This is a genomic window from Alteromonas sp. S005 (genome assembly GCF_036864475.1).
Taxonomy (GTDB): Bacteria; Pseudomonadota; Gammaproteobacteria; order Enterobacterales; family Alteromonadaceae; genus Alteromonas.
In genome coordinates this window covers 29,989-55,331 of the sequence record NZ_JAZETN010000014.1, presented here as the reverse complement: position 1 = coordinate 55,331, position 25,343 = coordinate 29,989, and the positions used below count along the sequence as shown (strand labels likewise).

Annotated in this window: 25 protein-coding genes; 10 read left to right on the top strand and 15 right to left on the bottom strand. The window is 42.5% G+C overall.

What is annotated here, in order from left to right:
- Positions 1 to 158 precede the first annotated feature (158 nt).
- Genes V7R55_RS15105 through V7R55_RS15095 form a run of 3 tightly spaced genes read left to right on the top strand, consistent with a single transcriptional unit; the run spans position 159 to position 1,775 of the window.
- Positions 159 to 464, top strand: coding sequence for a hypothetical protein (locus V7R55_RS15105; RefSeq protein ID WP_334060123.1), 306 nt, complete (start codon positions 159 to 161; stop codon positions 462 to 464).
- Positions 452 to 772: a HipA N-terminal domain-containing protein gene (locus V7R55_RS15100; protein ID WP_334060122.1), complete on the top strand. Its 321-nt coding sequence runs from the start codon at positions 452 to 454 to the stop codon at positions 770 to 772. Before V7R55_RS15105 ends, V7R55_RS15100 begins: the two co-directional genes overlap by 13 nt.
- Positions 765 to 1,775 carry a type II toxin-antitoxin system HipA family toxin gene (locus V7R55_RS15095; protein ID WP_334060121.1) on the top strand — a complete coding sequence of 337 codons (1,011 nt, stop codon included), beginning with the start codon at positions 765 to 767 and terminating at the stop codon, positions 1,773 to 1,775. Before V7R55_RS15100 ends, V7R55_RS15095 begins: the two co-directional genes overlap by 8 nt.
- Positions 1,776 to 2,207: 432 nt before the next feature.
- Here the strand turns inward: V7R55_RS15095 and V7R55_RS15090 are convergent, their stop codons facing one another.
- The 4 genes from V7R55_RS15090 to V7R55_RS15075 form a co-directional block, all read right to left on the bottom strand.
- Positions 2,208 to 3,437 (bottom strand): serine hydrolase domain-containing protein, encoded by a 1,230-nt coding sequence (locus V7R55_RS15090; RefSeq protein ID WP_334060120.1) that lies wholly within the window; start codon positions 3,435 to 3,437, stop codon positions 2,208 to 2,210.
- A gap of 372 nt (positions 3,438 to 3,809) precedes the next feature.
- Positions 3,810 to 4,058 (bottom strand): EF-hand domain-containing protein, encoded by a 249-nt coding sequence (locus V7R55_RS15085; protein ID WP_039220280.1) that lies wholly within the window; start codon positions 4,056 to 4,058, stop codon positions 3,810 to 3,812.
- Between the two features lie 52 nt (positions 4,059 to 4,110).
- Positions 4,111 to 5,106 carry an oxygen-dependent tRNA uridine(34) hydroxylase TrhO gene (gene trhO, locus V7R55_RS15080; RefSeq protein ID WP_334060119.1) on the bottom strand — a complete coding sequence of 332 codons (996 nt, stop codon included), beginning with the start codon at positions 5,104 to 5,106 and terminating at the stop codon, positions 4,111 to 4,113.
- 71 nt (positions 5,107 to 5,177) lie between these two features.
- Positions 5,178 to 5,702, bottom strand: coding sequence for a VC2046/SO_2500 family protein (locus V7R55_RS15075; protein WP_334060118.1), 525 nt, complete (start codon positions 5,700 to 5,702; stop codon positions 5,178 to 5,180).
- Between the two features lie 121 nt (positions 5,703 to 5,823).
- Here V7R55_RS15075 and V7R55_RS15070 point away from each other — a divergent pair, with 121 nt between their 5' ends.
- The 3 genes from V7R55_RS15070 to V7R55_RS15060 all read left to right on the top strand — a co-directional run bounded on the left by V7R55_RS15070 (position 5,824) and on the right by V7R55_RS15060 (position 9,802).
- Entirely contained in the window at positions 5,824 to 7,464 is a 1,641-nt protein-coding gene (locus V7R55_RS15070; protein ID WP_334060117.1) for a response regulator, read from the top strand.
- A gap of 250 nt (positions 7,465 to 7,714) precedes the next feature.
- Positions 7,715 to 8,956 carry a putative DNA modification/repair radical SAM protein gene (locus V7R55_RS15065; protein WP_334060116.1) on the top strand — a complete coding sequence of 414 codons (1,242 nt, stop codon included), beginning with the start codon at positions 7,715 to 7,717 and terminating at the stop codon, positions 8,954 to 8,956.
- 51 nt (positions 8,957 to 9,007) lie between these two features.
- Entirely contained in the window at positions 9,008 to 9,802 is a 795-nt protein-coding gene (locus V7R55_RS15060) for a TIGR03915 family putative DNA repair protein (RefSeq protein WP_334060115.1), read from the top strand.
- 114 nt (positions 9,803 to 9,916) lie between these two features.
- On the opposite strand, the gene V7R55_RS15055 is transcribed toward V7R55_RS15060, so the two are convergent.
- Positions 9,917 to 10,759 (bottom strand): DUF6279 family lipoprotein, encoded by an 843-nt coding sequence (locus V7R55_RS15055; RefSeq protein WP_334060114.1) that lies wholly within the window; start codon positions 10,757 to 10,759, stop codon positions 9,917 to 9,919.
- 213 nt (positions 10,760 to 10,972) lie between these two features.
- On the opposite strand from V7R55_RS15055, the gene V7R55_RS15050 reads away from it, so the two are divergent.
- Complete coding sequence (locus V7R55_RS15050; protein WP_334060113.1) at positions 10,973 to 11,983, top strand: ATP-dependent 6-phosphofructokinase; 1,011 nt, start codon at positions 10,973 to 10,975, stop codon at positions 11,981 to 11,983.
- Between the two features lie 115 nt (positions 11,984 to 12,098).
- On the opposite strand, the gene V7R55_RS15045 is transcribed toward V7R55_RS15050, so the two are convergent.
- The 4 genes from V7R55_RS15045 to V7R55_RS15030 all read right to left on the bottom strand — a co-directional run bounded on the left by V7R55_RS15045 (position 12,099) and on the right by V7R55_RS15030 (position 15,354).
- A complete protein-coding gene (locus tag V7R55_RS15045; protein WP_334060112.1) occupies positions 12,099 to 12,926 on the bottom strand; it encodes a LytR/AlgR family response regulator transcription factor in 828 nt (275 codons plus the stop codon).
- A gap of 1 nt (position 12,927) precedes the next feature.
- A complete protein-coding gene (locus V7R55_RS15040; RefSeq protein ID WP_334060111.1) occupies positions 12,928 to 14,001 on the bottom strand; it encodes a sensor histidine kinase in 1,074 nt (357 codons plus the stop codon).
- A 140-nt stretch (positions 14,002 to 14,141) separates the two neighbouring features.
- Positions 14,142 to 14,603 (bottom strand): Mpo1 family 2-hydroxy fatty acid dioxygenase, encoded by a 462-nt coding sequence (locus V7R55_RS15035; protein ID WP_334060110.1) that lies wholly within the window; start codon positions 14,601 to 14,603, stop codon positions 14,142 to 14,144.
- A gap of 67 nt (positions 14,604 to 14,670) precedes the next feature.
- A complete protein-coding gene (locus V7R55_RS15030; RefSeq protein ID WP_334060109.1) occupies positions 14,671 to 15,354 on the bottom strand; it encodes a PilZ domain-containing protein in 684 nt (227 codons plus the stop codon).
- A gap of 187 nt (positions 15,355 to 15,541) precedes the next feature.
- Here V7R55_RS15030 and V7R55_RS15025 point away from each other — a divergent pair, with 187 nt between their 5' ends.
- Positions 15,542 to 17,365 carry a M61 family metallopeptidase gene (locus tag V7R55_RS15025; RefSeq protein ID WP_334060108.1) on the top strand — a complete coding sequence of 608 codons (1,824 nt, stop codon included), beginning with the start codon at positions 15,542 to 15,544 and terminating at the stop codon, positions 17,363 to 17,365.
- Between the two features lie 117 nt (positions 17,366 to 17,482).
- Here the strand turns inward: V7R55_RS15025 and V7R55_RS15020 are convergent, their stop codons facing one another.
- From V7R55_RS15020 to yejK, 3 genes are all read right to left on the bottom strand, one after another.
- The gene (locus V7R55_RS15020) at positions 17,483 to 18,331 is read right to left on the bottom strand and encodes a M23 family metallopeptidase (protein ID WP_438823600.1); all 849 of its coding nucleotides are present in this window, start codon (positions 18,329 to 18,331) and stop codon (positions 17,483 to 17,485) included.
- Between the two features lie 139 nt (positions 18,332 to 18,470).
- Positions 18,471 to 19,346 carry a 6-carboxytetrahydropterin synthase gene (locus tag V7R55_RS15015; protein ID WP_334060106.1) on the bottom strand — a complete coding sequence of 292 codons (876 nt, stop codon included), beginning with the start codon at positions 19,344 to 19,346 and terminating at the stop codon, positions 18,471 to 18,473.
- Between the two features lie 66 nt (positions 19,347 to 19,412).
- The gene (gene yejK / locus V7R55_RS15010; RefSeq protein ID WP_334060105.1) at positions 19,413 to 20,519 is read right to left on the bottom strand and encodes a nucleoid-associated protein YejK; all 1,107 of its coding nucleotides are present in this window, start codon (positions 20,517 to 20,519) and stop codon (positions 19,413 to 19,415) included.
- A gap of 160 nt (positions 20,520 to 20,679) precedes the next feature.
- On the opposite strand from yejK, the gene V7R55_RS15005 reads away from it, so the two are divergent.
- Together V7R55_RS15005 and V7R55_RS15000 are read left to right on the top strand one after the other, a co-directional pair.
- Positions 20,680 to 20,898 (top strand): DUF1414 domain-containing protein, encoded by a 219-nt coding sequence (locus V7R55_RS15005; protein ID WP_179983423.1) that lies wholly within the window; start codon positions 20,680 to 20,682, stop codon positions 20,896 to 20,898.
- Between the two features lie 8 nt (positions 20,899 to 20,906).
- Positions 20,907 to 22,433, top strand: coding sequence for a DUF3413 domain-containing protein (locus V7R55_RS15000; protein ID WP_334060104.1), 1,527 nt, complete (start codon positions 20,907 to 20,909; stop codon positions 22,431 to 22,433).
- A gap of 88 nt (positions 22,434 to 22,521) precedes the next feature.
- Here the strand turns inward: V7R55_RS15000 and V7R55_RS14995 are convergent, their stop codons facing one another.
- The 3 genes from V7R55_RS14995 to V7R55_RS14985 form a co-directional block, all read right to left on the bottom strand.
- Entirely contained in the window at positions 22,522 to 23,085 is a 564-nt protein-coding gene (locus V7R55_RS14995) for a D-glycero-alpha-D-manno-heptose-1,7-bisphosphate 7-phosphatase (RefSeq protein WP_334060103.1), read from the bottom strand.
- Positions 23,072 to 23,956 (bottom strand): putative RNA methyltransferase, encoded by an 885-nt coding sequence (locus tag V7R55_RS14990; protein WP_334060102.1) that lies wholly within the window; start codon positions 23,954 to 23,956, stop codon positions 23,072 to 23,074. The genes V7R55_RS14995 and V7R55_RS14990 overlap by 14 nt, the downstream gene beginning before the upstream one ends.
- Positions 23,957 to 24,167: 211 nt before the next feature.
- A complete protein-coding gene (locus V7R55_RS14985) occupies positions 24,168 to 25,298 on the bottom strand; it encodes an enoyl-CoA hydratase/isomerase family protein (protein ID WP_334060175.1) in 1,131 nt (376 codons plus the stop codon).
- Positions 25,299 to 25,343 lie beyond the last annotated feature (45 nt).

Sequence of the window (25,343 nt, the reverse complement as noted above, 5' to 3'; positions counted from 1 at the left end):
ATTTTCCTGCTCTACAATACAAATGAAATTACATTATAGAGTTAATATTCTGCTTTTCTCTGGAAATTTTAACTCTGCAATGTGATTATAGCTTTACAGTAACAGTTTAGTGTTATATGTTGCCTATATAGGTGGTTAAAATAACACTAGGGTGTTAAATGAGTGAATCAAATAATGCTAGCCGCGTATCAGAGCGCTTAGCTCAGATATCAGATGAATTGCGCGAGTTAAGTAAGGCTTCTCAGCCAGAAAGCGCCAATTACCTGTCGATTGAAGAGACATTTACTCGTGTCAATGCGCTTTGTACAAGCACTATAGATGTAGAGCTCATTGCTATGCAGAGCGGCCTACACCCTAATACCGTCAGAAAACTCTTTAAGGATAAAGATGCATTTATGAGTGCAAAACTATCCACTATAGAAAGCTTTCTAGACACATTGGGAATGTCGCTATGGGCGAGCTAAGCGCTGAAGTCTTCTTATATGATGTGCACGTCGGTATTTTAAAGAAGCATCCAAAGGGTTACTCGTTTAAATATAAAAGCGATTACTTTGGTCCTCCACTGTCGTTGTCTTTACCTTTACGTGCATCGCTTTATGAATCTGACACGCTTTTCCCTTTTTTTAAGTCTCTACTACCTGAAGGTTGGCTTTTAAAGCAGTATGCTCGTGCACAAAGAATCGACGAGCGTGATGAATTTTCGCTTCTTGTAAATAACGGTGAAGACTTGCTCGGAGCTGTAGCTATAAAGTCTATTGAAGAAAATGAATAACTGTAAGATAACACTTAAAAAGCTACCCAAGAGCTCGAAATATGATGGGTTTTCTGATTCCGGTGTACGTCACCTTTTTGGGACGTTAAAGGTATCGCCAATTGTAGATTTTGATAGGAAGGATTTAGAATCCTATCCGACGTCACATAACGGTAAGATGAGCATCTCTGGGTTTCAGCCTAAAATGTCAGCGACGGTCATTGACGACAAGCTTGTACTGGTAAAAGAGAACGGGACGTTCATTATTAAGCCATCACCCGCTCAATTTCCAAATCTGGCAGAAAATGAGCACGCTATTATGACACTGGCGAGCATCTGTAAATTTCCGGTTCCTCCCTTCGGCCTTATCCAACTTAATAACGGTGAGTTAGCATTCATCATAAAGCGCTATGATCGTGAAAATGGTATTAGACTTCACCAAGAGCAACTGGATAGCGCAATGGGCGTTGATAACAAGTTCGGCAATATTGATGGTTCACAAGCCGTAAGTTATTCCAAAGCTGGCGCTTTTATCGCGAAAAACCTAAAAGCGTTACAAGAATATGCTGAATTTTATCGTCGTGTTATCTTCAGCTACGTCGTTGGAAACAACGATCACCATTTAAGAAATTTCTCTCTCTTGTATACAAGTAATGGTGCACTTCCGACGTTATCTTCCGTTTATGACGTTGTATCAGTCGAGCCTTATGGTGAATACTTTCTCAGTTCCTATATGGCCCTTCCACTCTTGACGTCACAAGAAAGCGATAATGATGAAGATATTGATACTGGCTTTGATCGAAAATATGGGCAGTATGATAGGCAAGACTTCATTAGATTAGGAGAAGAGATTGGTTTGAAAATGCAGGTGGCTGTGAAACTACTTGATGACTTATTAAAGGGAATCGAGAAAGCGATACCAATCGTGTCTGTATCGTTTATGGATGCTGAGCACAAACAAAGTATAGAACGCTTAATAAGGCATCGCATTATGATCCTGAGAGATGAAGATACAGAATTATAAATACACTGTTAATTAACTATATTTGTATGAAGAACCTTATGGATAAAAATGATTTAGTGTTTGAGGTAATACCCACTGTCCATGCTCCTAAGGTTGGGGCGTCAGTCGGTGTAAGGGTACATTGCATCTCACTAGATATTACGGTAGAGAGCACGACTGAGAAAACCCAGTATATAAACAAATTGGCAGCTATGGATAAATTAAAAAAATTAGCCAACCCTCGTATCTGTTAGCAATTATTAGCATACAGCAGACATTTAACATAATTTTTGCGCAATTCTGCTTCGGACAAAATACGGACGAACAGATTACTGACTAGCTACTTCTGGTTTGTGCCATGAGCGGACGGTGGTAATTCATTTCGTGAGTGGCAGCTACGTACACATCGCCGTCTCTGAAAAGGAATGCTAAGCCATTCCAGTTATCTTTGTTTTACTTAATTAGATCTTTTCTTAACAGTTTAGCAATGTGCCACATATCCTGATCACCGTAATATTTTAGCGAATTTCCCGTATGAACTATTACTATTTTCAAGTCTGGTATGACGTAGATATTTTGACCAAGATTACCAGTTGCAAAAAACTGCTTTGTGCCATCGCAATTAACATGGCCCCACCAATGAAAACTGTAATATGTTCTCTCACAATTATTGCTATTGAACCAGTCTGGATAGATGTCCGGCGAAGAGTTAGAAATTTCAGAAAGGCTTTGCTTTACCCACGACGCTGATACTAACTGCTTTCTCTGCCACTCGCCTTTATTAAGATACAACATACCAAACCTCGCGTAATCAATAGCTCTAGCTACCAATCGGCTCGGCATGTATTCAAAACCAGACTCCCTGCTGTCTAGTGAGAAATATGCATCGTATTCCATAATTTGTTGCCATAATTTTTCTTCTAGGTAATTGGAAACGGTTTTACCCGTAGCATTTTCAATAATTATCCCTAGAAAACTTGTATTGTAATTGTTGTATTCGAAAAGCTCTCCGGGGTCATTTTCAACTTCGATATCGTTGAGCAGCCTATCTCGCATATGATTGTGATAATACCCAATAGCCTCGTCGTGCCAAGGTGAATGAATATTGGTAAAAGGTATATAGTGAGCCGTATATTTCAATCCTGATCTCATTTCCAATAAATGGCGAATAGTAATGCTATTAAACCTAAAGTCTCGCTCAGCTAAAAACGGTATGTATTTTACAATTGAGTCATCAACACTTTCGATAACGCCTTCATCTATCGCTACCTTAATTAAAAACGATATAAATGACTTAGCCATTGATTGAGAGTGAAAATAGGATTCCTTTGAAAAACCATTAAAGTATTTCTCGTAGAGAATTTCGTCGTTACGAATGACGATAAGAGACGTAGTTTGAGACTTCAAAGCCCAGTCGTCGAAAGAATCAAAACCAGATACTTCTAGTCGTCTGTCAAATAGCGACTCAATATATTGCTCTTTGGATTTGGATTGGAAGTTTGATGGTGAATTACTTTCTTCAATCGAACGCTTAGGGAAGAATTGATAATCGTTAATATCTGCAACATGCATTGTTACTAAACGAAAAACATACGTTGGTGAATATTGTATGGAGAGCAGTAATGCAAATGCGCAGACCAAAGCAAAAAGGAATATCGTTAACGACATTACTAATTTTTTCATAAACATTCCCTGTTACTCTTTTTTTGTCCCCTCAAAATAATACGCGATTACCAATATCTGTAAACTATTCGGTCGCCAACCCGATGAACGAAATAGTAAATTTGATCCAAGCGAGTGTCCGCCTATTGTCTGGAACGGTCTCGCGAGTTAGAAATATCCAATGTCCGCTTTACGCTCAAAGCAGCCATCCAACAAAAAACATTTAAAACTAAATTTGACAACTCATACCAGCGCAAAATTCAAGCATAAAAAAACGGGTGCTTTACACAGCACCCGTTTTAACGATTTCTTTTTGCGTAGCTATAAGCTTTTCAGAAACACTCAATAGAGCATACACAAAACCTAGCGATGGTATGGATTACTGAGTAGAACCTAGTACTCCCACCATCCTTCTTGCCACCACTCCAAAAACTCTTCGAAGTCGATATAACCATCGTCGTTACTATCGATAAGCTTAAAGCCTTCTTGTACGTGGCTAGCTTTAGTCTTTGGTGAGATTACGGTTAGAAGCTCGATGAACTCAGGTAAATCGATTTGGCCATTGCCATCACGATCAAAAAAGCTGAAGTCCTTTCTAATTTCTTCAATTTTAGATTCTGAAAGTTGAGTGCTCACTCGCATTCCTTATTTCAACTGCAATAAACACGAGTGTAACGCCCTTCTTTCTAGCTGTCTACGCCTGATTTTCTTTTGCTTTAAGTGCGCGTAAACGTTGAGCTTCTGCTTTTTCCTGACGCTTTTGTTCCATTGTCAAACGCGCTTCGGTGCCAACGTGTTCTTGCTGACGCTCTTTCGCTAGTTGTACCTGCTTTTCACGTTCTCTAAAGCGAGCAATTTGATCGTCCGTGTGAGTACCGAAGCAGTGTGGACAGCTTACGCCTGGCTCATACTTATCGCTTTGCTTGTCTTCTTCGGTAATAGGAAGTCGACACGCGTAGCACTGCTCATAGTGACTCTTCTCAAGGTCGTGGTTTACCGCAACGCGATTATCGAATACAAAGCAGTCGCCTTCCCACATAGACTCTTCTTTCGGCACATCTTCAAGATACTGTAATATACCGCCTTCTAAGTGGTAAACCTCTTCAAACCCCTGCTCTTTCAAATACGCTGTCGACTTTTCACAGCGAATACCGCCGGTACAGAACATGGCCACTTTTTTATTTTTTGACGGGTCGAGTTCTTTCTCTACGTATTCTGGAAATTCGCGGAACGTATCAGTTTTAGGGTCAATGGCGTTCTTGAAAGTGCCAATTTCTATTTCATAACCGTTTCGGGTGTCAATTACGGTTACATCAGGATCGCTTATAAGCGCATTCCAATCTTTAGGCTTGACGTAAGTGCCTACGGTTTGGCGAGGGTCGATACCTTCAACGCCCATAGTCACGATTTCTTTTTTAAGTTTCACCTTTGTGCGATAGAACGGCTGTTCGTCGTGAAGTGATTCTTTGTAAGAGATTGGATTGATACGTTCATCACTGTTCAGATAAGCAAGCAATGCGTCAATACCTTCACGGGTACCAGAAACTGTACCGTTAATGCCTTCGTGGGCAAGAAGAAGCGTACCTTTGATACCATTTGCTTCCATAGTTTCTAGAAGCGGCTGGCGGATTTCTTTAAAGTTTTCAAGCGCAACAAACTTATACATTGCGCATACAATATATTTAGACATATTTTAACCTTTGCTGATTGGAGCGTAAGACCAGTGCAAAAATGCGGCGCGGAATATATCAAAACTGAGCGTTAAAAACTAGAGTAGATCCCGTTATCACGCTCGCCTTGCGAAGATATAATATCGTAAAGTAACGTATTATCTTCTTTTATGGCGTTGTCATATTGCCTTTTTAAGCGTTTCTGCGTCGCTAGACTGCAGTTGTCTACAACGTCATCCGGGATGCGTTTTGCGTCATCGGTTTGAGCTAACGGTGCGGGTTTCATACTAAGATGCAGGCGTGCGCCTTCGTAGTCTGTTGCGACCAAATTTGAATGCACACGCATATCTACCCACTCGCTTTCACTGGCAGATAATGAAGGGCGTCTGTAGTGATTTAATGCCGCGAGTTGTGCCTCAATACTATTTCGGGCGTCAGCGTCTGACGTTGCAGCTTCAATTTCAAAGGGTTCAGCTACGCTATGTTGCTGCATTGCAAGGTATAACGAGAACAATGCTCCCTGCGATGACGCACGAGCAAGTACACGACTTCGCTCCCAGTAAATACTGGGATCTAGTGTTGTTTGTTCACTTGCTGAGGCTAAATCTGGTGACATTCGTACACAGTGCTGGTTATGTATACGTATGTTGTCGGCAAGATAATGTTTTTCTTAAGCTTATTTTCTAAAGTTAGATATACTTTCAAATTATGATAGTGCGTTTATTCACGGATTCGAAATGCAATTTAGCAACAAACAAGTATTGATTGTTGAGGACCAGCGTCCTTTCCTTCTGCTTCTGAAAGGACTAATGCACTCAATGGGCGCGTCTGATGTCGTGACTAAGTCTTCTGCTGAACAAGCGGTATCGCTGTGTAAAAAACACAAATTTGATATTGTAATTTGCGACTTACATTTGGGTGCCGAAACCAAAAATGGCTATGAACTGATAGAAGAGTTGCGCACGCGCAGGCTAATAAACCCCACTTCAGTGTTTGTTCTTATCAGTGCTGATAGCGCTCGCCCTGTAGTGCTTGGCAGTATTGAGCGGCGCCCCGATGACTTTCTAATAAAACCTTTTTCACAAGTGCAGCTAAAATCTCGAATTGTTCGTGCGTGGCAAAAAAGACAATTTCTTCATCAAGCGTTCAGCTTGATAGATCAAGGTGAATACAACAGCGCCATAGACCATATTGAAGCGCTTTTAGAAGCCCCTCGTCATTACAAAGGTCATTGTGAACAATTGCTAGTGGAGCTCTATTGGCGCATAGCTCAACCTAGAAAGGCGCTGGACGTATTAAGAAATTACATCGACGGAAAGCCAGTGCTATGGGCACAGATAGCTATTGGAAGAACCTATCTACTGTTGAACGAACATGAAAAAGCGATATCCATTGCCAAGAAAACGTTAAAACGGAACCGATTCAATGCTGATGCTCACGATATTCTTGCGCAAGCGCACCATGCCTTGGAAGCTGGTGAAAAGGCCCTAGATTCAATTAAAGAGGCAATTAAACTATCGCCCTTCTCTTTACCTCGCCACTTTAAGGCTTGTGAAATTGGCCGGGAAAATGATGATTTAGTGCTAGCAGCCAACTCTAGCCAAGCAATTTGGGATTTATCAAAACGCACTGTACATAAGAAAAGTTTGCATTGGTGCGGCATGATACGCAGTTTGCTTGATGTTGCTGAGTCAGCGGACGATAAAAAGCAGCGTAATAAGTATCAACAAGAAGCGTTACTCACGTTACAACGGGGTAAATTTGATGAGTACCTGTACAAAATGGATAGGGATTTCGACGTAGATATTTTTGGCAATATTATAAATGCAAGAATAAGTGCGATTGACGGAAAGCTTATCGATGCAAAGCGTCATCTTAACAAGTCGCAAACGCAACTTGATGATAAATACTCAGAGGTACCCACTGCATTTATTCCAGATAGCATTAACGTTATGTACAAACTCGGAGAATTTGACGACGCGTTAGCGCTAAACGCCATTCTTAGCGCTAGAGATGAGGTACTCGACCAAAACAGTTCAAAGATGCTGGAGACCCAAGCGCAAAGCGCACAAAAAAGCCTTGCTAGCTACCAGCAGTTTAATCGTGAGGGTATTCAACACTATCAGCAGCAAGACTATGAGCGCGCCAAAGCTTCATTTGCACTCGCTCAAGGTTTCGCCCCGGTGAATACAGGCGTAGCACTAAACTTGCTTCAGTGTCTTCTTCAGATAGCGATACAAGAAGATAAAGCCGAAGTGAAGTTAGTAAACGAGTGTAAACGACTGTTTAAGCTTATCGACGATATGCCTCTAAAAAAAACCTATAAAGAAAAATACGACAACATTCGAGATGAACTATCTAAATTTATAGGGTTTTAGCTTTAGCTTATTTTAATCGGTTAACAGCGAGATAGTCTTCGCCGTCACTCACCGGTGTCAATCCTGAATAGGGCCAATCCCGCCAACATTAAATCTTCACCTTCATTTACCAAGTGCAATTGTACTGTATATATATACATGCTATAACACTTTCACTCTCAGCCTAGATTACAAAACACGTTTAGTCGTGTTTGTAACAGAATTACTAGGCTGTTTGACTGTAATTGCTTAAAGGAAAGTTAAATCTGCGATGCACGACAGACTGATACAAAAGCTAGAAATTCTCTCCGATGCGGCTAAGTACGACGCATCTTGCGCGAGTGGTTCGGCAGGTAAACGACAAGCAGGGAAATCCGAGAAGACTGGTATAGGTTCACTAACCGGTGGTTCGGGTATATGCCATAGTTTCACACCCGACGGAAGGTGTGTTTCGCTGCTTAAGATCCTTATGACAAACTACTGTATCTATGATTGTCATTATTGCATTAATAGGGTTTCAAGCAATGTTCAGCGGGCGCGCTTTACGGTTAAGGAAACGGTCGATTTAACTCTAAATTTCTATAAGCGCAATTACATTGAGGGCTTGTTTTTAAGCTCGGGGATTGTGGGTTCACCCGATATCACCATGGAAAGCATGGTTCGTATTGCGAAATCATTACGTCTTGACCATGGGTTTAAGGGATATATTCACCTTAAAACTATCCCGAATGCGTCGCCGGAATTACAAGCTGAGGCAGGTCTTTATGCAGACAGGCTTAGTATTAATGTGGAAATGCCTACACAGTCATCGCTAAACAAGTACGCCCCAGAAAAAGATCTTGGCGGTATTCACGGTTCGATGAATACGCTAAAAGAAAAAATTGCAGAGCATAAACTAGACAAGACATTTTCAGGCAAGCGCCCTCCCCGTTTTGCACCTGGAGGGCAGTCTACGCAAATGATTATAGGTGCTGACGGGTCAAATGATAAAACCATTTTAGGAACAAGCGTTAAGCTTTATAGCGATCAAAAACTTCGTCGTGTTTATTATTCGGCATTTTCCCCTATTCCTGATGCGTCGGAAGTTTTACCGCTGAAACCTGCACCATTAATACGAGAGCACCGACTGTATCAGGCAGACTGGCTCTTACGCTTTTATGGTTTCGGCTTAGATGAAATTTTGCAAGATGACATGTTAGATATGGACTACGATCCCAAGCTTGCGTGGGCATTACGTAACCGTCATCTATTTCCTATTGATTTAAACAAAGCTGACAAACAGATGCTGCTACGCGTTCCTGGTCTTGGCGCCCGAACGGTACAGAAGATTTTGTCTATAAGGCGTAATACCAAGCTTAACTGGGTCGACCTTACTAAAATGCGGCTACCCCTTAAAAAATTGAAGCCTTTTATCAGCGTGGGAGATTACTTCCCTGATATCCATTTACTCGACAGTACTAATTTCGAGCTTCAGTTCAAACAGCCTGAACAGTTTGAGCTATTTGGCGCTTGAGTGTGCTGTAGACGCAGCTATGTTAAGCCGTAGACTAAAAGGTAGCTTTATATGAAGACCATTACCATTACTTCAATACCTGGCTTTGATGAATGGCGGGAAGCCTCACGAGAGTGCATTGCCAAGCGTATTCCCCCTGAACATATTATTTGGCAGAGCGCTCATTCTGTACAAGACGATCTCTTCGGCAGTGGCGATGATCAATGCAAAAGCAAAAGGCCGCAAAGTAACCTTAATATTCCTAAATCTACACTGATACTTTTAAAGTACGCCCTGTGCCATAACGATGATAATCGATTTGCGCTTTGTTACCGGGTGTTGTGGCGTGTCGTGTATGAAAATAGGCAACTTATTCAAATGAAAACTGACGACGATGTTATCCAGCTTTTCGCTATGGCGAAAGCGGTAAAACGTGACGCTTACAAAATGAGTGCCTTCCTAAGATTTAGAGAAATAAACCTAGAGGGGCAAGAGCATTTTGTCGCCTGGTATGAACCTGAGCATTTCAGTCTAGAGATAAAACTCAACTTCTTCCAAACCCGTTTTAAGAATATGCGGTGGTCTATCTTAACCCCCTACCGCGCAGCTCATTGGGATACCGAAACACTAGTTTTAGAAGATAATCCCGATTCAAGCGTAGTGCCTGACGATGACCGCATTGAGAAATATTGGCTGACCTATTACGCCAACATATTTAATCCTGCGCGTATCAAGACAAGTGCGATGTTAAATCAAATGCCGAAGAAGTACTGGAAAAATATGCCAGAGACATCGCTGATAGGCGATATGATAAAACATTCGGACGCCCGTGCTAGAAAGATGATCAGCGATGGCAATAAGCATTGAGCTAATCCAAATGAGTTAATATAAACATGCCTGGCCCTTTATCTTTGGGCCAAGCTTTAGTCTAACCTTAATTTAGCTTTGCTCTAGCACTGGAGTGACTTTGAGAAAGTAAATTTAGTTTCTAAAGTTCTCTACGGTATCAATCAGGTCGTCTATATTTTCGACAAGGGTCTCTCGCTGCTCGTTTGTTAGCGTGGTAAAAAGTTCGGATATTAACGTAGCGCTAACGGTTATATTATGGGCGCTACTTTGCTTGTAAATATCACTTTTATAGCTATCTGGGTTTTGCATTAGGTCAACGAGTTCTGCTTCGAAGTTGTCGTTAAATTTACGGGTTACAAATAGCTTTCGTGCCGCATTTTGAATATTCCTGCGATAAGTCAGCCATTCCCCCCCCGTGGAAATAAACTGGGTCGCGTACGTGGACACTAACTGCTTTTGTTCGCTAGTTAGCTTGCCTATGCGTTCACTGATGGTCTCCTCAATGCGCTCAACACGGTCTTTTAACCGTTCTTCTTCAGACTTTTCCAGCGCCTCTTTTCGCTCTTCTTCTTCCTCTTTGTTATCTTTCTCAAGGGCAGCAAAAAGCGTAACAACTTGTTCGTCATCAAGTGTTTTTGCAATTTGTGCAAGCTCAGGGCTAACTTCATCACGCACCCTTTCCCAATGCGCTCTTGCGCCTACAAGATGCTCCTGTACAGAGTTTGAATCTAAGCGGCCTTCTTTGATTTGACGCTTAATTTCGATAAGTTGAGCTTGGTAACGCTTAAGTTCAGAGGTTTTATGCCAGCGTAGCCAGTTTTGTAGATAGTCATCGAACTTTTCTTCTTGCTCATCTTTAAGTTCAATATAGTCGTCCATGTACCAGTAAACCCACCAATCCAAGTTGTTGTAGGCTAATTTGGAGCTGCATGAAGCAAGAAACACCACAGAAATAAATACTAACAGTACACGCATAACTTATCCTTTTTTGTTAACTACGCTATTTGCGGTAAATTCGCTTACTTATAAATTCAATTGAAAAGCAGACGTAAATAGTCAAGCGCTCAAGACTCGTTCTGCACTGTTCCTTTGAGTTATTTAAATTCCCTACGAAACACATGTTCACTTTACGTCTTGTTACCTTAACGTTACCTTAATTGTTATGCTGGTAAAAAGAAGGATTTTAATGTGTCAAAACGTGTCGCAATTTTAACCTCTGGTGGCGATGCACCAGGTATGAATGCATGTATACGTGCTGCAATTATTGCGTGCCAGAAAGCGAACTATACTTTGCTTGGCTATAAGCATGGATACAATGGACTATTACAACAAGAGTATATTCCCCTTTCACTCGACTCTACTCACAACTTGATTCAACAAGGCGGTACCATACTACACAGTGCAAGGTGTAAAGAGCTTAAAAGCCAAGAAGGAATTAAAAAAGCCGCTAACAACTTAATGAAGGCAGAGATTGATACGCTTATTGTGATTGGCGGCGATGGCTCGTTTCGTGGTGCCGCTGAACTAGAGAAAGAATGGGACGGCCAAATTTTGGGGATACCCGGTACGATAGATAACGATATTAGCGGCACAGACGCAACCATCGGCTATTTTACTGCTATTGATACGGCCATGAGTTCTATCGATAAAGTTCGCGACACTGCTGATGCATTCGAACGTATTTTTCTTATAGAAGTCATGGGCAGAAACGCAGGCTTTTTAGCATTGAATGCTGCGCTTTCATCTGCAGCTGACTATGTCGTGGTACCGGAGTTTTTCGATTCTGCTGAAAAAGAGATAGAAAAGCTTGTTGCCCAGATTAAAGCCCAGCGTGCGTTAAAAGGGCCAGTTAGTTTCATCGTTGTCGTTGCTGAAAATGTGTGGCCAAATGGTTTAGCTGGCCTTACTGATGCATTGCAGAACCATGATATTAGCGACGTCAGGCCGGTAACCTTAGGTCATGTTCAACGTGGCGGTTCGCCTGTTGCTCAGGACAGATTACTCGCAACGACACTAGGAGAATTTGCTATAAGTTTAGTAGGTAGCGACATTACCAATATTATGGTGGGTGAAGTAAATCAACGCCCTGTCACTGTCCCCCTTTCCAAAACGTGGGAAAACACCAAACCCCTGGACGAGGCGCGTGTTGATGCTATGCGTACGCTCATGAATGAGCGATACAGCAAGCAATTGAACTAACGGTTTACCCTGTAACAAAACAGCTGCGAGCTTGGTTGTTACTTAAAACCACAAACAGAAAAGGCGTTGTCTAGTTTTAAACAACGCTTTAGCCGTTAATACCAATAAAGCTAGATTACATTTTCATAGCCGCTTTCACTTTATCTCGATGACTGCGGCTTACCTTAAGCTCTGTATCGTTTTGGAGTATTAAGTGGTACTCGCCACTAATATGACTGACTAGCTTTTTAACAAAGCGAATATTCGCTATAGCTGAGCGGTGTACCCGTACGAAAAATTGGGGGTTTAACTCTTGCTCAAGCTCTTTCATCGTTTTACGCATTATATGCATGCCGTCAAGGGCGTGTACGCACATATAATCGCCTGCCGCATCAATCCACTGAATGTCTTGCACGTTTACACGGGTTACTTCTGAACCATCTTTAATTGCTAAAACATCAGGGTAAGGGTTAGTCTCAACTGGCTCTCCGCTCGCGAGTTTACGTAAAATTTCTTCGCAATCATCACCCGTGAGTTCAGCCACAAGGCTCACCAACTTTTGAGACTGTTCGTCTTGATGCTGGGTTGAGAAGTATTCACGCACCTTGTCTAACGCCGCGCCAAGACGCTCATCGTCCGCCGGCTTTAAAAGATAATCAAGCGCGTGTATATCAAAGGCTTTGATAGCATAGTTGTCGTAAGCCGTCACAAAAACAATCATTGGTACAGGCTGCTTAAGTTCACGAAGCTTGTGAATAACTTGAAAGCCATTTAAACCCGGCATTTGAATGTCTAAAAATACTAAGTCTGGACGGTGTTGAGAGATACTGCTCACCGCTTCAAGACCATTTTGACATTCTGCAAGAACCTGTACATCATCATGACGCTCCAACCTAGCGCGAAGGCCTCGACGTGCTAAAGGTTCGTCGTCTACTACAATGGTTTTAATCACTTGCTTTGTCATGTTATGCGTCCTTAACTTCATAGGGTATGCGAATTCTAACCCGCACACCAGAAGGCTGATTGTGTTCTATAGAGAATGCAAAATTACGGTGATAAAGGGATTGCAAACGCTCTTTTATATTGGCCAAGCCCACGCCATTTTCACGGCTAAGGTTGCCATCTTTAATATCTGCACCCGGGCCGTTATCAGCGACGTCCATCAATAAATCATTACCAAACGTACGTGCCGTTATTGAGATACGACCACCATCTTCCATTTTAGATATGGCGTGCTTTATTGAATTTTCAATAATTGGCTGCAGGATCATACTCGGTACAAGTGCACTTTCGCAGCCTTCATCAATATCCCACTGCACGTCTAACCTGTCATCAAAACGCACTTTTTCTATTTCGAGATAAAGTCTTAGCGCCTTAATCTCTTGACCTAGCGGAACGCGTTTTATGGGGTCGTTATCTAATGAGTATCGTAAGAAATCACTTAAGCGCGAGACCATAGCCTCCGCCGTATCATTTTCTTTCAAAAGGATAAGAGTAGAAATAGCGTTCAGCGTATTAAAAAGAAAATGCGGATTAAGCTGGTAGCGAAGCATTTTGATATGCGCCTGGTGAGCCATGGTGCTGGCTTTTAGCGCATTTTGCTTTTCTTTTTGCAACATCTGAAAGTTTTTAATGCCGAAGTAGACACCACTCCAGCAGCCGACCATTATCAATGAGTTAATGGTGTTGGTAAAATACATGTACCATTCGTCTGGGCGATATCCGTGTTTGTATATTTCCCAGTAGTTAATATTTTTCACTACTGCCCACAATAACGCTATTAGATAACACGACACTATCACTATTACGATCATGTTTAGCGGAGATTGTTTCCTTGCCCAACGATAAACATATCGCAGTGGAATGGTTAATAACCACCCTGCATAAGCGTTTAGCATGATTATAAAAACCCAAATGGGCCTTACGTCGTGAAGGAACGAACCAATGTAATAAATTATCGCAAACCCTGCCCAGCCCGCGCTGTGCAGCGTCCAAAATAAACGTTCATTACTTTCTATTACACGCTGAAAGCGACTCACAATATTACCAATTTAAAAACTTGTACCAAGATTATACGTTAGCACTGCTGTTACCCAAGCGGCTTGGTCGTGCCCCTTATGCCTCTGGTCGCAGGGCAAATTTTAGAAATTATACATTTTTGAAGAGAGCGTTAGCTAAGTTAATAGCTTATGTTCATTCTCTTAAGCCAGTGAACCCACCACCAAGCGGGACCTACTAAAAGAAAGCGTAGATCCTCAAAGAATGATGGCTTTTTGCCTTCTATATGATGCCCAATAAATTGCAACACCCACATGACAACAAACAAAGTTAAAGAGAATAACCACACTGAGATATTAAAGTACGCTAACGTATTCACAGCACCAAAGCATAGTATGGTCAGCAGCGTCATTGCTGCACCTATTGGCCCTGACAACATAAAATAGTAATAGAGTACAGGTACTGCGATAATATGAGCCCAAGTTATATCAAACCGGGAAATAAAATCAGGTACCGGCAAGCTCCAAAGTAAACCAATTGAAACGAAATAAATACTCGGCACGGCAATAGCGTGAATGATAACGTTCGTTTTGTTTTGATGGCTTTCGCCATACTGCATTAAAAGTCGCTCAATGCTTCTCATACCTGACCCCTTTTACCTGTTTTTAACAGTTGCCTAAAGCGTCCCCGAAAACATGTTTACCAAACTACTAGTTCAACAATGTGTGTCGAGACAACAGTGTTTTTATCAATTTTTCATCGCAGGTAAAGGCGAGCCCGTAGTAAACCATATCACTTTCGAGTTTATGGTTTTTAACCCTTGCTGTAAGCGCTACTTCTTTACCGTCTAACGAATAGTTTAACCGAACCTCAGCTTCATCAAGCATTACAGGCCAATTTGGCTTCACCTGAAGTGCTACTTTGCATCCTTTTTCACTTAAATCAATGATTATACCTGTCACATTTTCATCATCTGGAAACACCTCCGACTCCAATGTTACAGATACGCCCAATTGTGCGCGCTTGACCGCACGTAGACCAATACTTTCAATGCGTTTAGGAAACGTTGTGATAAGTAAGCCGGAAGGCTTAGCGAGTAACTTTAAAACTTTTACTTTAAAAGCAATCACTTGGCCAGTATCGCCTTCAAGTATAGAACGAACGACAACCTCGTTACCTACAGTGAGCGCATCGCGAACGGTTATCCACTTAGCCGATGTGGGGATATGAAAAAGCAGGCATTCATCTGTAAGCATGCCAACGTAGTCTGTTTTTACACGCTTCGGCGCAGCAGGCATCGTAATTTGTAAGTCGACGATATCACCAGGTACTAGCGTTCGCAACGATTCCAAATTATCTTCGCTCAGTAAGTCGCTTTGTATTTTGTCAGCCATTTGTATTTGTTATTGCTGGATTTAATGTAATTTCATCCAATTTACGCATCAAATCAAAACTTATCAACACTATGATGGCAAACCGACTTTTATCTACACAAAAATCATCGGGTGGTTGCCAATCTATTGGGATTAACCTGATAGGTTGATATAGTTAAGGTATAGTTTTTTACCCTATTGGACGTTTATGCCTTCTGCTCTTCACTACACGTTAACTATTTCAAATTGGCGTGCACACCAATTCACTGTTGCGCTACACATTCCTGAACATAACGATTCATCGCTAACGCTTACTCTTCCAAGCTGGATCCCAGGAAGCTACATGGTGCGAGACTTTGCGAAAAGCATCATTTCGTTAAGTGCTACGTCAAGTACTAGCTGCGTAGAGAATTCTAGCGACGAAAACTCCGTAAGTGTCCCGGTAACCAAGCTTGATAAACAAACGTGGCGAGTTGATACCGACGGAAAACCTTGTACCGTTAACTACACCGTTTATGCCAATGATTTGTCAATTCGCTCTGCCTTTATGAACGACCAGTACGCATTTGTAAACGGTACCAGTGCGTTTTTACGCATCTTGGGCTTTGAGCAAGCAGCCTGTGAACTAGACATTGAACTCGATGATAGTGACCCATCTACCGCAAATTGGAAAGCTTACACCTCTATGCCAATTCGCAGCGAAAGTACGAGTTCGAAGCGCTGGCATTACGCCGAAAAAAATTACGATGAACTCATCGATCACCCTATTTACGTTGGTATTGCTGACACCCACAGCTTCGACGTAGACGGTATAACTTTTACATTGCTTTTCTCTGGCAACAACAATATCGACTATCCGCGCATCGCAAGCGATCTCATACCCATTTGTAAGCATCACTTAGATTTGTTTGGTGCTCCACAACCCATAAATAATTATCTGTTTATGACTCTGCTTGCCGATAACGGCTTTGGTGGTTTAGAGCATAAGCACTCAACCGCCCTTCTTTATCCGCGCTTTGATTTGCCACAGATAGGTGAAGGCGAAAACAAAACCGACAGCTACATAACCTTCTTAAGCTTGTGTAGTCATGAATTCTTTCATACATGGCATGTGAAGCGCATCAAGCCTGATATGATGGTTAAGCCTGATTTGTCTCAGGAAACCTACACCAACCAGCTTTGGATTTATGAAGGCTTTACCAGTTTTTATGATGACGTAACCCTAGCAAGAGCGGGCGTTATTGAGCCTCAAAAATACCTCGATATTGTGGCGCAAAATGTCAGTCGACTTTTACAAAACGCTGGGCGCTTAAAGCAAAGTGCGGCTGAGAGTAGTTTTGACGCTTGGACAAAGTTTTACAAGCAGGACGCGAGCGCTACTAATAATATCGTTAGTTATTACACCAAAGGCGGCGTTATTGCCCTTGGCCTAGATTTGCTGCTTCGCAATAAGTCAAACAACCAAATAAGCTTAGATAATTTAATGCAACTACTGTGGAGGCACTATGGTATAGACGAGTGTGGCACGCCTGATAGCGTGATTCAGACACTTTGCCACACGCATTTCGGCATTGATGTCTCCGGGTATTTAGACCGTGTTGTTTATGGCACAGACGATGTCGAATTGGCTTCACTGGTTTCTGACATGGGCGTTAGTTACAAAACCCGTACACGTGTGTCAGCTGAAGATAAAGGCGGTTCTTCGCAGCAGCCTTCAATCAAAAACCAGCTTGGCGCCACGTTAAAGGCCGCATCGTTTGGCCTAACAGTAGTTCAGGTATTTGAAGGCCTAGCGGCGATGAAGGCAGGTATTCTTCTCAACGATGTCATTATTGCTCTAGACGGGCATATTGTTAATGCTCAAAAGCTACAGCGCTTATTGGATAACGCTCAGACAGCGACGGTGGACATAACGCTTATCCGAGATGGGCGACTTCTAACGCTTCCTATTGAAGTCACTCCGGCTAGACAAGAAATGGCATACTTTGAAATTACTGATGAAAAGAAACTTAATCAGTGGTTAGGTAAATAAAGCAACGCATTATTACTAATAAAAAATACAAAAAAGAATACTAAAAAGGCGCCTTCGGGTTCTACCTGAAAGCGCCTTTTCTATTTTGCTTTGACCACAAAAATCAATAGGCTTTTACTATTCGGGAGAACCAGAGATTATGGTCTGCGGATCTAGTCGAGTTTTCCCTAAGTTTATACGCCAGTCCAAGTGCGGACCGGTGGAGCGGCCAGTAGAGCCAATCGTACCGATTTGTTGACCTTGCTTAACGGTATCGCCTACCTCAACTGTAAAACTATCCATGTGGAGAAACGTTGAAAAAACACGCATGCCGTGGTCTAAAATCAAGGTGTTGCCTGAGTAATAGAGATCATCTGCCATCGTAACCACACCATCCACAGGCGCATATACGGGAGTGCCTGTTTTGTTAGCGATATCTACGCCGTAATGCGGCCATTTGGGCACACCATTTAATATACGTTGGCTGCCGTACACGCCCGATATTCTGCCTTTAGCTGGCCACTCAAACCGAGTGAATAAAGCGTCTAAATCCGTGTTTGCGCTACGCGCATTGGCAACATTTACGTTATCGCGCTTTATCCGTGCAGTTACCTCTGCAGGCGGCGTAACCATTTTTTGCTCTAAACCATCAATACGCTGAATATTGTACTCGCGCTTTTCAAGGGTAATGTCGCGCTTCCACGTTTTACCATTTTCTAGCGTTACCGCTAAACGTTGCTGAAGAGGTGCTTCTCTTTCAAAGCCCACAACAAATTTGCCATCCTTGTTTGTCTGAACAGGTTCGCCATTAAGAGTGACCGTAGCGCCTACTGGTGCCTGACCACGTAACAAGGCGCCTTGGGTAAATTTACCATTGAGCGAAACCTCAATCGGGTTTTGGTCTTGGGCTGGGTCAGACGATATTTCAGTACCTTCATTTGTTGCAACTGCCGCAGTTGCAGCAGGGATTGCGGCAAACACACCCATAGCAAAAATACACGTTAGTGCACTTGATACCCTATTATTCAACGATTTTTTAATTACGCTGATTATCGGGTTACTCACCGCATCTTTAATATCTGTGGAAGCCATATTATGCCCTATCCTCCGTTGCTTGCTACTAACGCTAACCTTTAACCGTAGCGCCTTTACCCACACCTTCATAGGCAATCACTTGGCAAACTCCATCAGGCGTGCGCTTCTTTTGTTCCTCAAGAAGATACTGAGCTAAACACTCAACCGTTGAGTCGGTCTCGATGACTTCACAATCTGATTTAGGAATAAGTAGTTCAAAATAACCCTGTGACGACTCGTAAGCGAAACAGTAGTAGTCTTCAGCATTCGCCACTTCACCTTTAAGCTTTCTGTCGCTGTAGGCAATTTCATCTTCTCGGGTTGCAATATAAATGTCTGCCCAACGGTCAGCCCAATATTGCTGACTTTCCGCGCTCACTTTGCCGTCAAGGATAATATCAATGCGAGAACGGTGTCCGTGAGCTATTCGCTGACAGTTACCGTCGTGCTTCTTAAGTCCGTGAGTGTAGTGATAGAAAGGTGAGTTGATAATTTCTTCACGCAAATGTAGCGTTATGTTTTCAACGTTTTCAGGAAGGTGCGTTGCTAACACTTCTTTTAAGTAAACGCCGACAGACTCCATGTTGATTTCATCTGAATAGACGAATGCATAGGCTTCCGCTGGGCAATGAAGCATAATGCTGCGCCCATCAGTACAGGTAAAACGGGTCTCTACCTGTTCACTATCGTCATCGTGAATAACTTCAGAACCGCTGTATTCAGCAGGTACTAAAAGCTTATGATCGACATATTCGTCAATAAGTCGCTTAAGGTTCTTCTTCACGTGACCAAAGTCTTGAACCATGCTCTCTTCGTTGAGTTCACCGTCCAAAATTACATCGACAATCCAGCTTTCCCCCACCATGCCGCGCTTTGGGCACAGGTAAGAGAAGTCCATTACTGTCAAATCATTTACAAATAATTGCATAACACCCTTGAATCGAGTTGATATTCTATTAACTAGTATACGTTTTTTATCTTCGCTTCGCAGCGACTAGTCCATTGAAGATTGGCGATTAAGCTGATCTTTTAGATTAGGTGGAATTCCACGAATTGTTAGTGTATCCGTTGCCGGGTCATAAAACACTCTGTCGCCCATCAGTTTACGTTCAAAACTTAGCGATATGCCGCCACCCTGCCCGGTAAACTTCGCAAGCTGTTTCAACGCCGCTGGATCGGGCTGAATTTCTTTCTCAAGCGGTGCTTCCATAGACTGAGTAAAGGAAGAAAAGTTGCTGCTGGTCTCCTCGTTCTGGGGAAGTCGGTTTGCCAGCTCATCTACCGACAAGCTCTCGCCCGCATCAATTTTTTCTTTGAAGTATGACTTAACTTCCTCTCTGTGCTGATGCTGCTCTTGTGGGTCTAACGACTCACTGGCAAGGTATGCATCGACAGTAGAAATGAGCTGCTTGTTTTGTTGCTTAACATCAACCAGTTCTTCACAGCCCACAAACTGCATAAAGAAATCAGATACTTTGCGACCCATTCTACCTTTTATAAAGCTTACGTAACGCTGTTGCTCTGGCTGGATATCCCACTGAGTTAAATCGAAACGTACGGCAAGCTGCATTTTAGCTAAATCTAAGTGTTCCCGAGCAGACAGGTCTAATGAATTAGTAACCTCAACATGTGAACGGGTATTAAGTAACGCTATCATTAAGTACTGTGTGGCTAAGTATTCGTACTGGCAGAAAATAAGAAAGCCAGTTTCTACGGTACCTGTATCAGCTAGAGTACGAACTAGGCGGTTTGTCGCCGATACTGAGAACTCGTGAAACGCATCTTCTACGTTGTCTCCTGCTTCTTTTTGAATATCCATATACTGCCTGAGGCCTTCAGCGAACTCAGCCACATTTTCAGTACTTGCTTGCGTTGTTGCTTCGCCTTCTTCGTCTCCCACTTTTGCTTCGCGGGTTACTTCAGTGACAAAATGCCCCACGCCTTTTCCGGGTTTAGCATTGAAGCTATGGTTGATTTGATGGGCTAAAAGCTCAATTTCCGGCGTCACTGCCAAGCAGTTATCACGGGGAATTGCTTCAATTTTCTCTTCTTTGTTTACAATCAAGCGATGTACAACAAAGTGATGAATCAGTGCACTCATAGAGTATCTGGTGTCCTGTTGCTTAAAAAGTGTCAGAAATATTCAAAGAATTGCGGGATTTTAGAATGAATGATTGTACTCACTCAAACAACGATTATAATCATTTTACGTTTAAAACCATTCTTTTTATCAAAGATAATCATAAAAAAGAGGCGTAGCAATGCCCCAACAGAGCCGCTATAGCAACGACGAATTCGAAACGCTAATGAATAACGTTATTCTAACCCTAGAAGAAGGCGGTGCAAACCGCGATCTCTCACTTATGGTGCTAGGCAACGTTATTACGCATATTTTAAATACCCAGGTTGCTCCTGAAAATCGCGAAGCCATGGCAGCACAGTTTGCCGATGTACTTAAGAAAAGCGTAACAAAAAGCTAAGGGATTGCATGATACTTGCCGAATCACCTCGTCGCCAGCGCGTTACTAAACTGGTAAATTGGGGGCACTGGTTTGCACTGGCGAATATTATCATCGCCATTGTTATTGCCTCGATTTTTGTTTTCTCATCACCTATGCCAGGCACAGGTGTCGGCACCGTGTACCTTTTAGCCAATTGGTTTGGTCATATCGGCTTTATGACCTTTTTTGGCTTTGTCATTTTCGTTCTTCCCCTTTGTTATTTGGTTAATAACCCTAGAGTAATAAAGGCGAGCGCTTCCATTATTGCCGCTGTGGGATTAGCGCTCTTAGCGTTTGATGCGTTGCTGTTTAACCGCACGGGGTTTCATATTAGCTTTCATGCTGCAGACTTACTGCGCAGTGAAGCACAATCCACTATGGCTATAGAAAGCTGGCAGCAGTGGGCGTTTTTGTTTCTGCTTTTCATCGTTTGGCTTGGCTTCCAGCTGGTTTTAGCTAATGCGATATGGAAGCGTGTAGAACGATTTACTCGCTATAAAGTGGGCATTCCTGTTACAACATTTTTCGTAAGTTGTTTCGTAACCAGCCACGCTATTCATGTGTGGGCTGATGCCAAGCTTTATCAACCTATTATTGCCCAAGACAATATGTTTCCGCTTTCCTATCCCGCGACGGCAAAAACCACCATGTCGCGCTACGGCTTGCTTGACTTAGCAGCCTACGAAGAGCGAAAGCAGCTGCAATTCAACCCTGATATTCACAATATCACCTATCCTGCAGAACCGGTTTATTGTTCTATTGAGACTGATAAAAACCTTACCGTGGTTGTTCAACTCGACGATGATAACGCCGTAGACTTAAGTAATATTGAAGGTGTATCGCTAAATACCCTTTCCAATTATTATTCAACGGCCAGCAGTGTTGAAGGTTTAATGACAGCAACTTTATTTGGCGTGCCCGAAATTTATCAGGATGCCTTGTCTCAAAAGCGCCCTGTACTATTAGCCTTACCTATGGGTTCGGGCATGCCAGTATCGATACACAGCGATGTCGAGCTTCCACTCCCTCAATTATCAGGTTATTTGCAACCTTTAAGCAATAACCATGAAGGTCTGCACATTGCGTTTATGAAGGGCTCGGATATTAAAGACTACGTTAAAAATACGATTGACAGGAAACATGATTTCATGGTAGCAACAGGATTTGGCAGTGAAAATGATAAGGGAACACTTTATAGCACCCTTGATGTCAACGCTAAGTTAGCGAGTACGGAAGACTTGGCTCCGACTATATTGAATGCCTTGGGTTGTAATGCACCGTCAACCTTCTATTCAACTGGGCAAAATTTATTGGCGCCATCGCGTCCTTGGTTGGTAAGTACTTCAGGCGAACGCATTGTAGTATTTAATAACAATAAGCGAACAGATGTGCTGAGTAACGGTAGCTATGAAATTAGTGACTTATCTTCTGGCAAACGCAGCAAAGACGCTTTAAACATTGATTTACTCAGTCAGGCCATAAAGCATTTATCCCGCTTTTCTACTCAAAACTAGAGCAGTTCTGTTGCAGCGATAGGCAAGTCTATCGCCGCAACGCATCTTACCTTTCTCCGGTAATAACAGGGACTTTAACAGTTACGCGTTACCCTTTTATTATTTCAGATAAGCTAGCAACGCGAGATACACGATGAGAAGAACTAAGTTTATTCAACTGCTCATCAGTTATAAGTTTATGTGACAAATAGAAGCTTTCCGTTAGGCCGGCAGCATTGGCAGCCTCTATATCTCGCCAGCTATCGCCAATGAGTATGCTGTTGGCTAAGTCGATATCAAGTTCTTTAGCAGCTTGATGCAGCATGCCTGGCAATGGCTTTCTACACTGGCAGTCGATAGCAAACTTTTTTACACTACCTTGGATGTGATGAGGGCAGTAATAGACAGGGATATGGTTTATATCATGAGAAGCGAAATCTTTTTGCACTTGCTCCATCAACCAATGAAAATCTTTTTCAGTGTAATAGCCTCGCGCTATTCCACTTTGATTTGTGACAATTACAGGTAGGTAACCCTCAATTTGAAACTTGCGTACTACCTCGAAGATACCTTTTACAAATTCAAAATTTTCATAGCTACCTACGTAACCGTGGTCAACGTTTATAACGCCATCCCGGTCTAAAAAAAGCGCTTTTTGTTTATGACCGGACATCTACTTTCTCATCAACTACGTTCTCGTCCTTTTTCCAAACCTGAATATGAAAGTCTGCGGTTACCTTGCCTAACGACGTTACTATAGACTCAATTTTACCGTGTGGTAATTTCCAATAAAAAGGTGTCATTTTTATAAGCGCTAACTTGTGGTCGTCACTTTCAAAATTGATGGGAAATGAAAAACACTCGTCATGGATACGGGTGAATCCGCTCCTGGGTGCATCATCAATTTGATGTTTTCTAGGTGTATCGTAAACTTGCTGTTTAAGCTCAAACAGATGGTTCGGCGCTGGGTCTACGGTTAAAAGTAGCCCCTCACTTTTCAGTACCCTTTCATACTCTTCGTTGCTTCCAGGCGCAAAGACCTGTATCACTAAATCTTGAGTAGACTTTTCAAGGGGCAGTTCAAAGCTGCTAGCCACAACAAACTGAGCATGTTTATAAGCCTTAGCGGCTAACTCCACAGCTATTTTGGAGATATCACTGCCCGCGGCTTCAATAGAGAAGCCTTTAAGCGATAGACCTTGAACTATTGCGTCTAAATAACTTCCTTCGCCGCAGCCCGCGTCGTAAATAGAGGTACATTGCTGCGAAGACTCTTCTGGCTTCGAATTACGCGGCTTAACAAAAAAGCGCTCTGCTAGCTCTACTAGCCTATCTTTCAACGGTTTATAGGTGTCTAATTGGTGAAACTCTCTTCTGGCTTTCACCATATTCTTATCGTCACCCGGAAGTTTCGATTTTTTAAACTGAACCGGCAATAAATTCACGTAGCCAGATTTTGCTTTATCGAAACTATGGTTATTATCACACCGGATTGGCGTTGAAGTTAATGAAATAGGTGATTTGCAAAGTGGGCAGTGCCACATGATGAGATCTTTGTTATTTTGAATTTGCCGCAAAGGATATCAAAGTCGGTACCTCCACGGCAATAATTGCACAAAATAACGGTTGGGGTGCTAAGTAAGAGCACTGAACTTTATTAGTGCTATATCAGTGCTGTCGAAAATGAATTCGCTTACTTAACTTGTGCCTATTTGCTACAAATGCCTCTTCCACGTTCAGTTACAAAAAAGCGTTTTATAAACCAGATAGAGGATGTTTATCTACAGGCCATGGAGAAGTAAAGAAATGCTCCACCACATCCTGCGGCACATCTTCTACGCTTTTATACTTCCATTGGGGCGACATATCTTTGTCAATTAATAAGGCTCTAACGCCCTCCTGAAACTCGCCGCTTTCGCCGCAGCGACAAGACATATTGGCTTCCATTCTAAAACAATCAGCAAGGGTCATATTAGCCCCTCTATTACACTGCTCATAAACTAAATGCATAGTTATGGGAGAGCCTTTTGCCAGTGTGCCTTGTGCTCTCGACAACCATTTATCCTGGGCCATATCGGCGCTAAGAATGGCATGAACTATGTCGGCGACATTATCAGCCGCACACAGTTCATCAATGAGCGCCATATTAGGTTCTACATTGCCACTAGGTACAGATTCCGGTGTCTCTAGAGAATTGAGAATAGTCGATACAGAGTCACCTAGACTTGTACTCTCAATTTCATTCCATGAATAGTTCGATAGCTTATGTAAAAGAGCCTCTTTTTCTGAGCTAGCTACTAGCGCATCTGCTAGGCCCACAAAACGAGCGTCGGCTCCATTCATTTGCCCGCCCGTTAAGCCTAAGAATAGACCTGACTTTCCAGGTAGACGGGGAAGGAAATAACTACCTCCTACATCAGGGTAGAGTCCGATAGTAATTTCGGGCATAGCTAATCGCGACGTTTCGGTTACTACGCGATGGCTAGCACCACATAGCAGACCCATACCGCCGCCCATCACAATGCCGCTCCCCCACACTACGATGGGTTTGCTGTAGTTGTGAATAGTGTAATCTAAGGTATATTCGGTTTCAAAAAACGTTTCCAAGAACGAAGGAATTTGCCCTTGTGCTTCCACCATCGACTTGTACATAGATACGATGTCGCCACCAGCGCAAAACGCTTTATCACCTGCAGCATCAATGACCACAGCTACAACATCACTACGTGTCTGCCACTGTTGAAGTGCTTTTAGCATGATTTCTGCCATCGCTAGGTCCAGCGCATTCAGTGCTTTTGGCTTGTTAAGCGTTAAATGTCCTATTGTAAAGTCGCCGTTCGATGTTTTTAACTCATCTACAATGACTACTGACTCCGCATCTGTCATATTCACTTTCTCCATTGATTGTGCCTTGAAACGCATTTTTGTAAC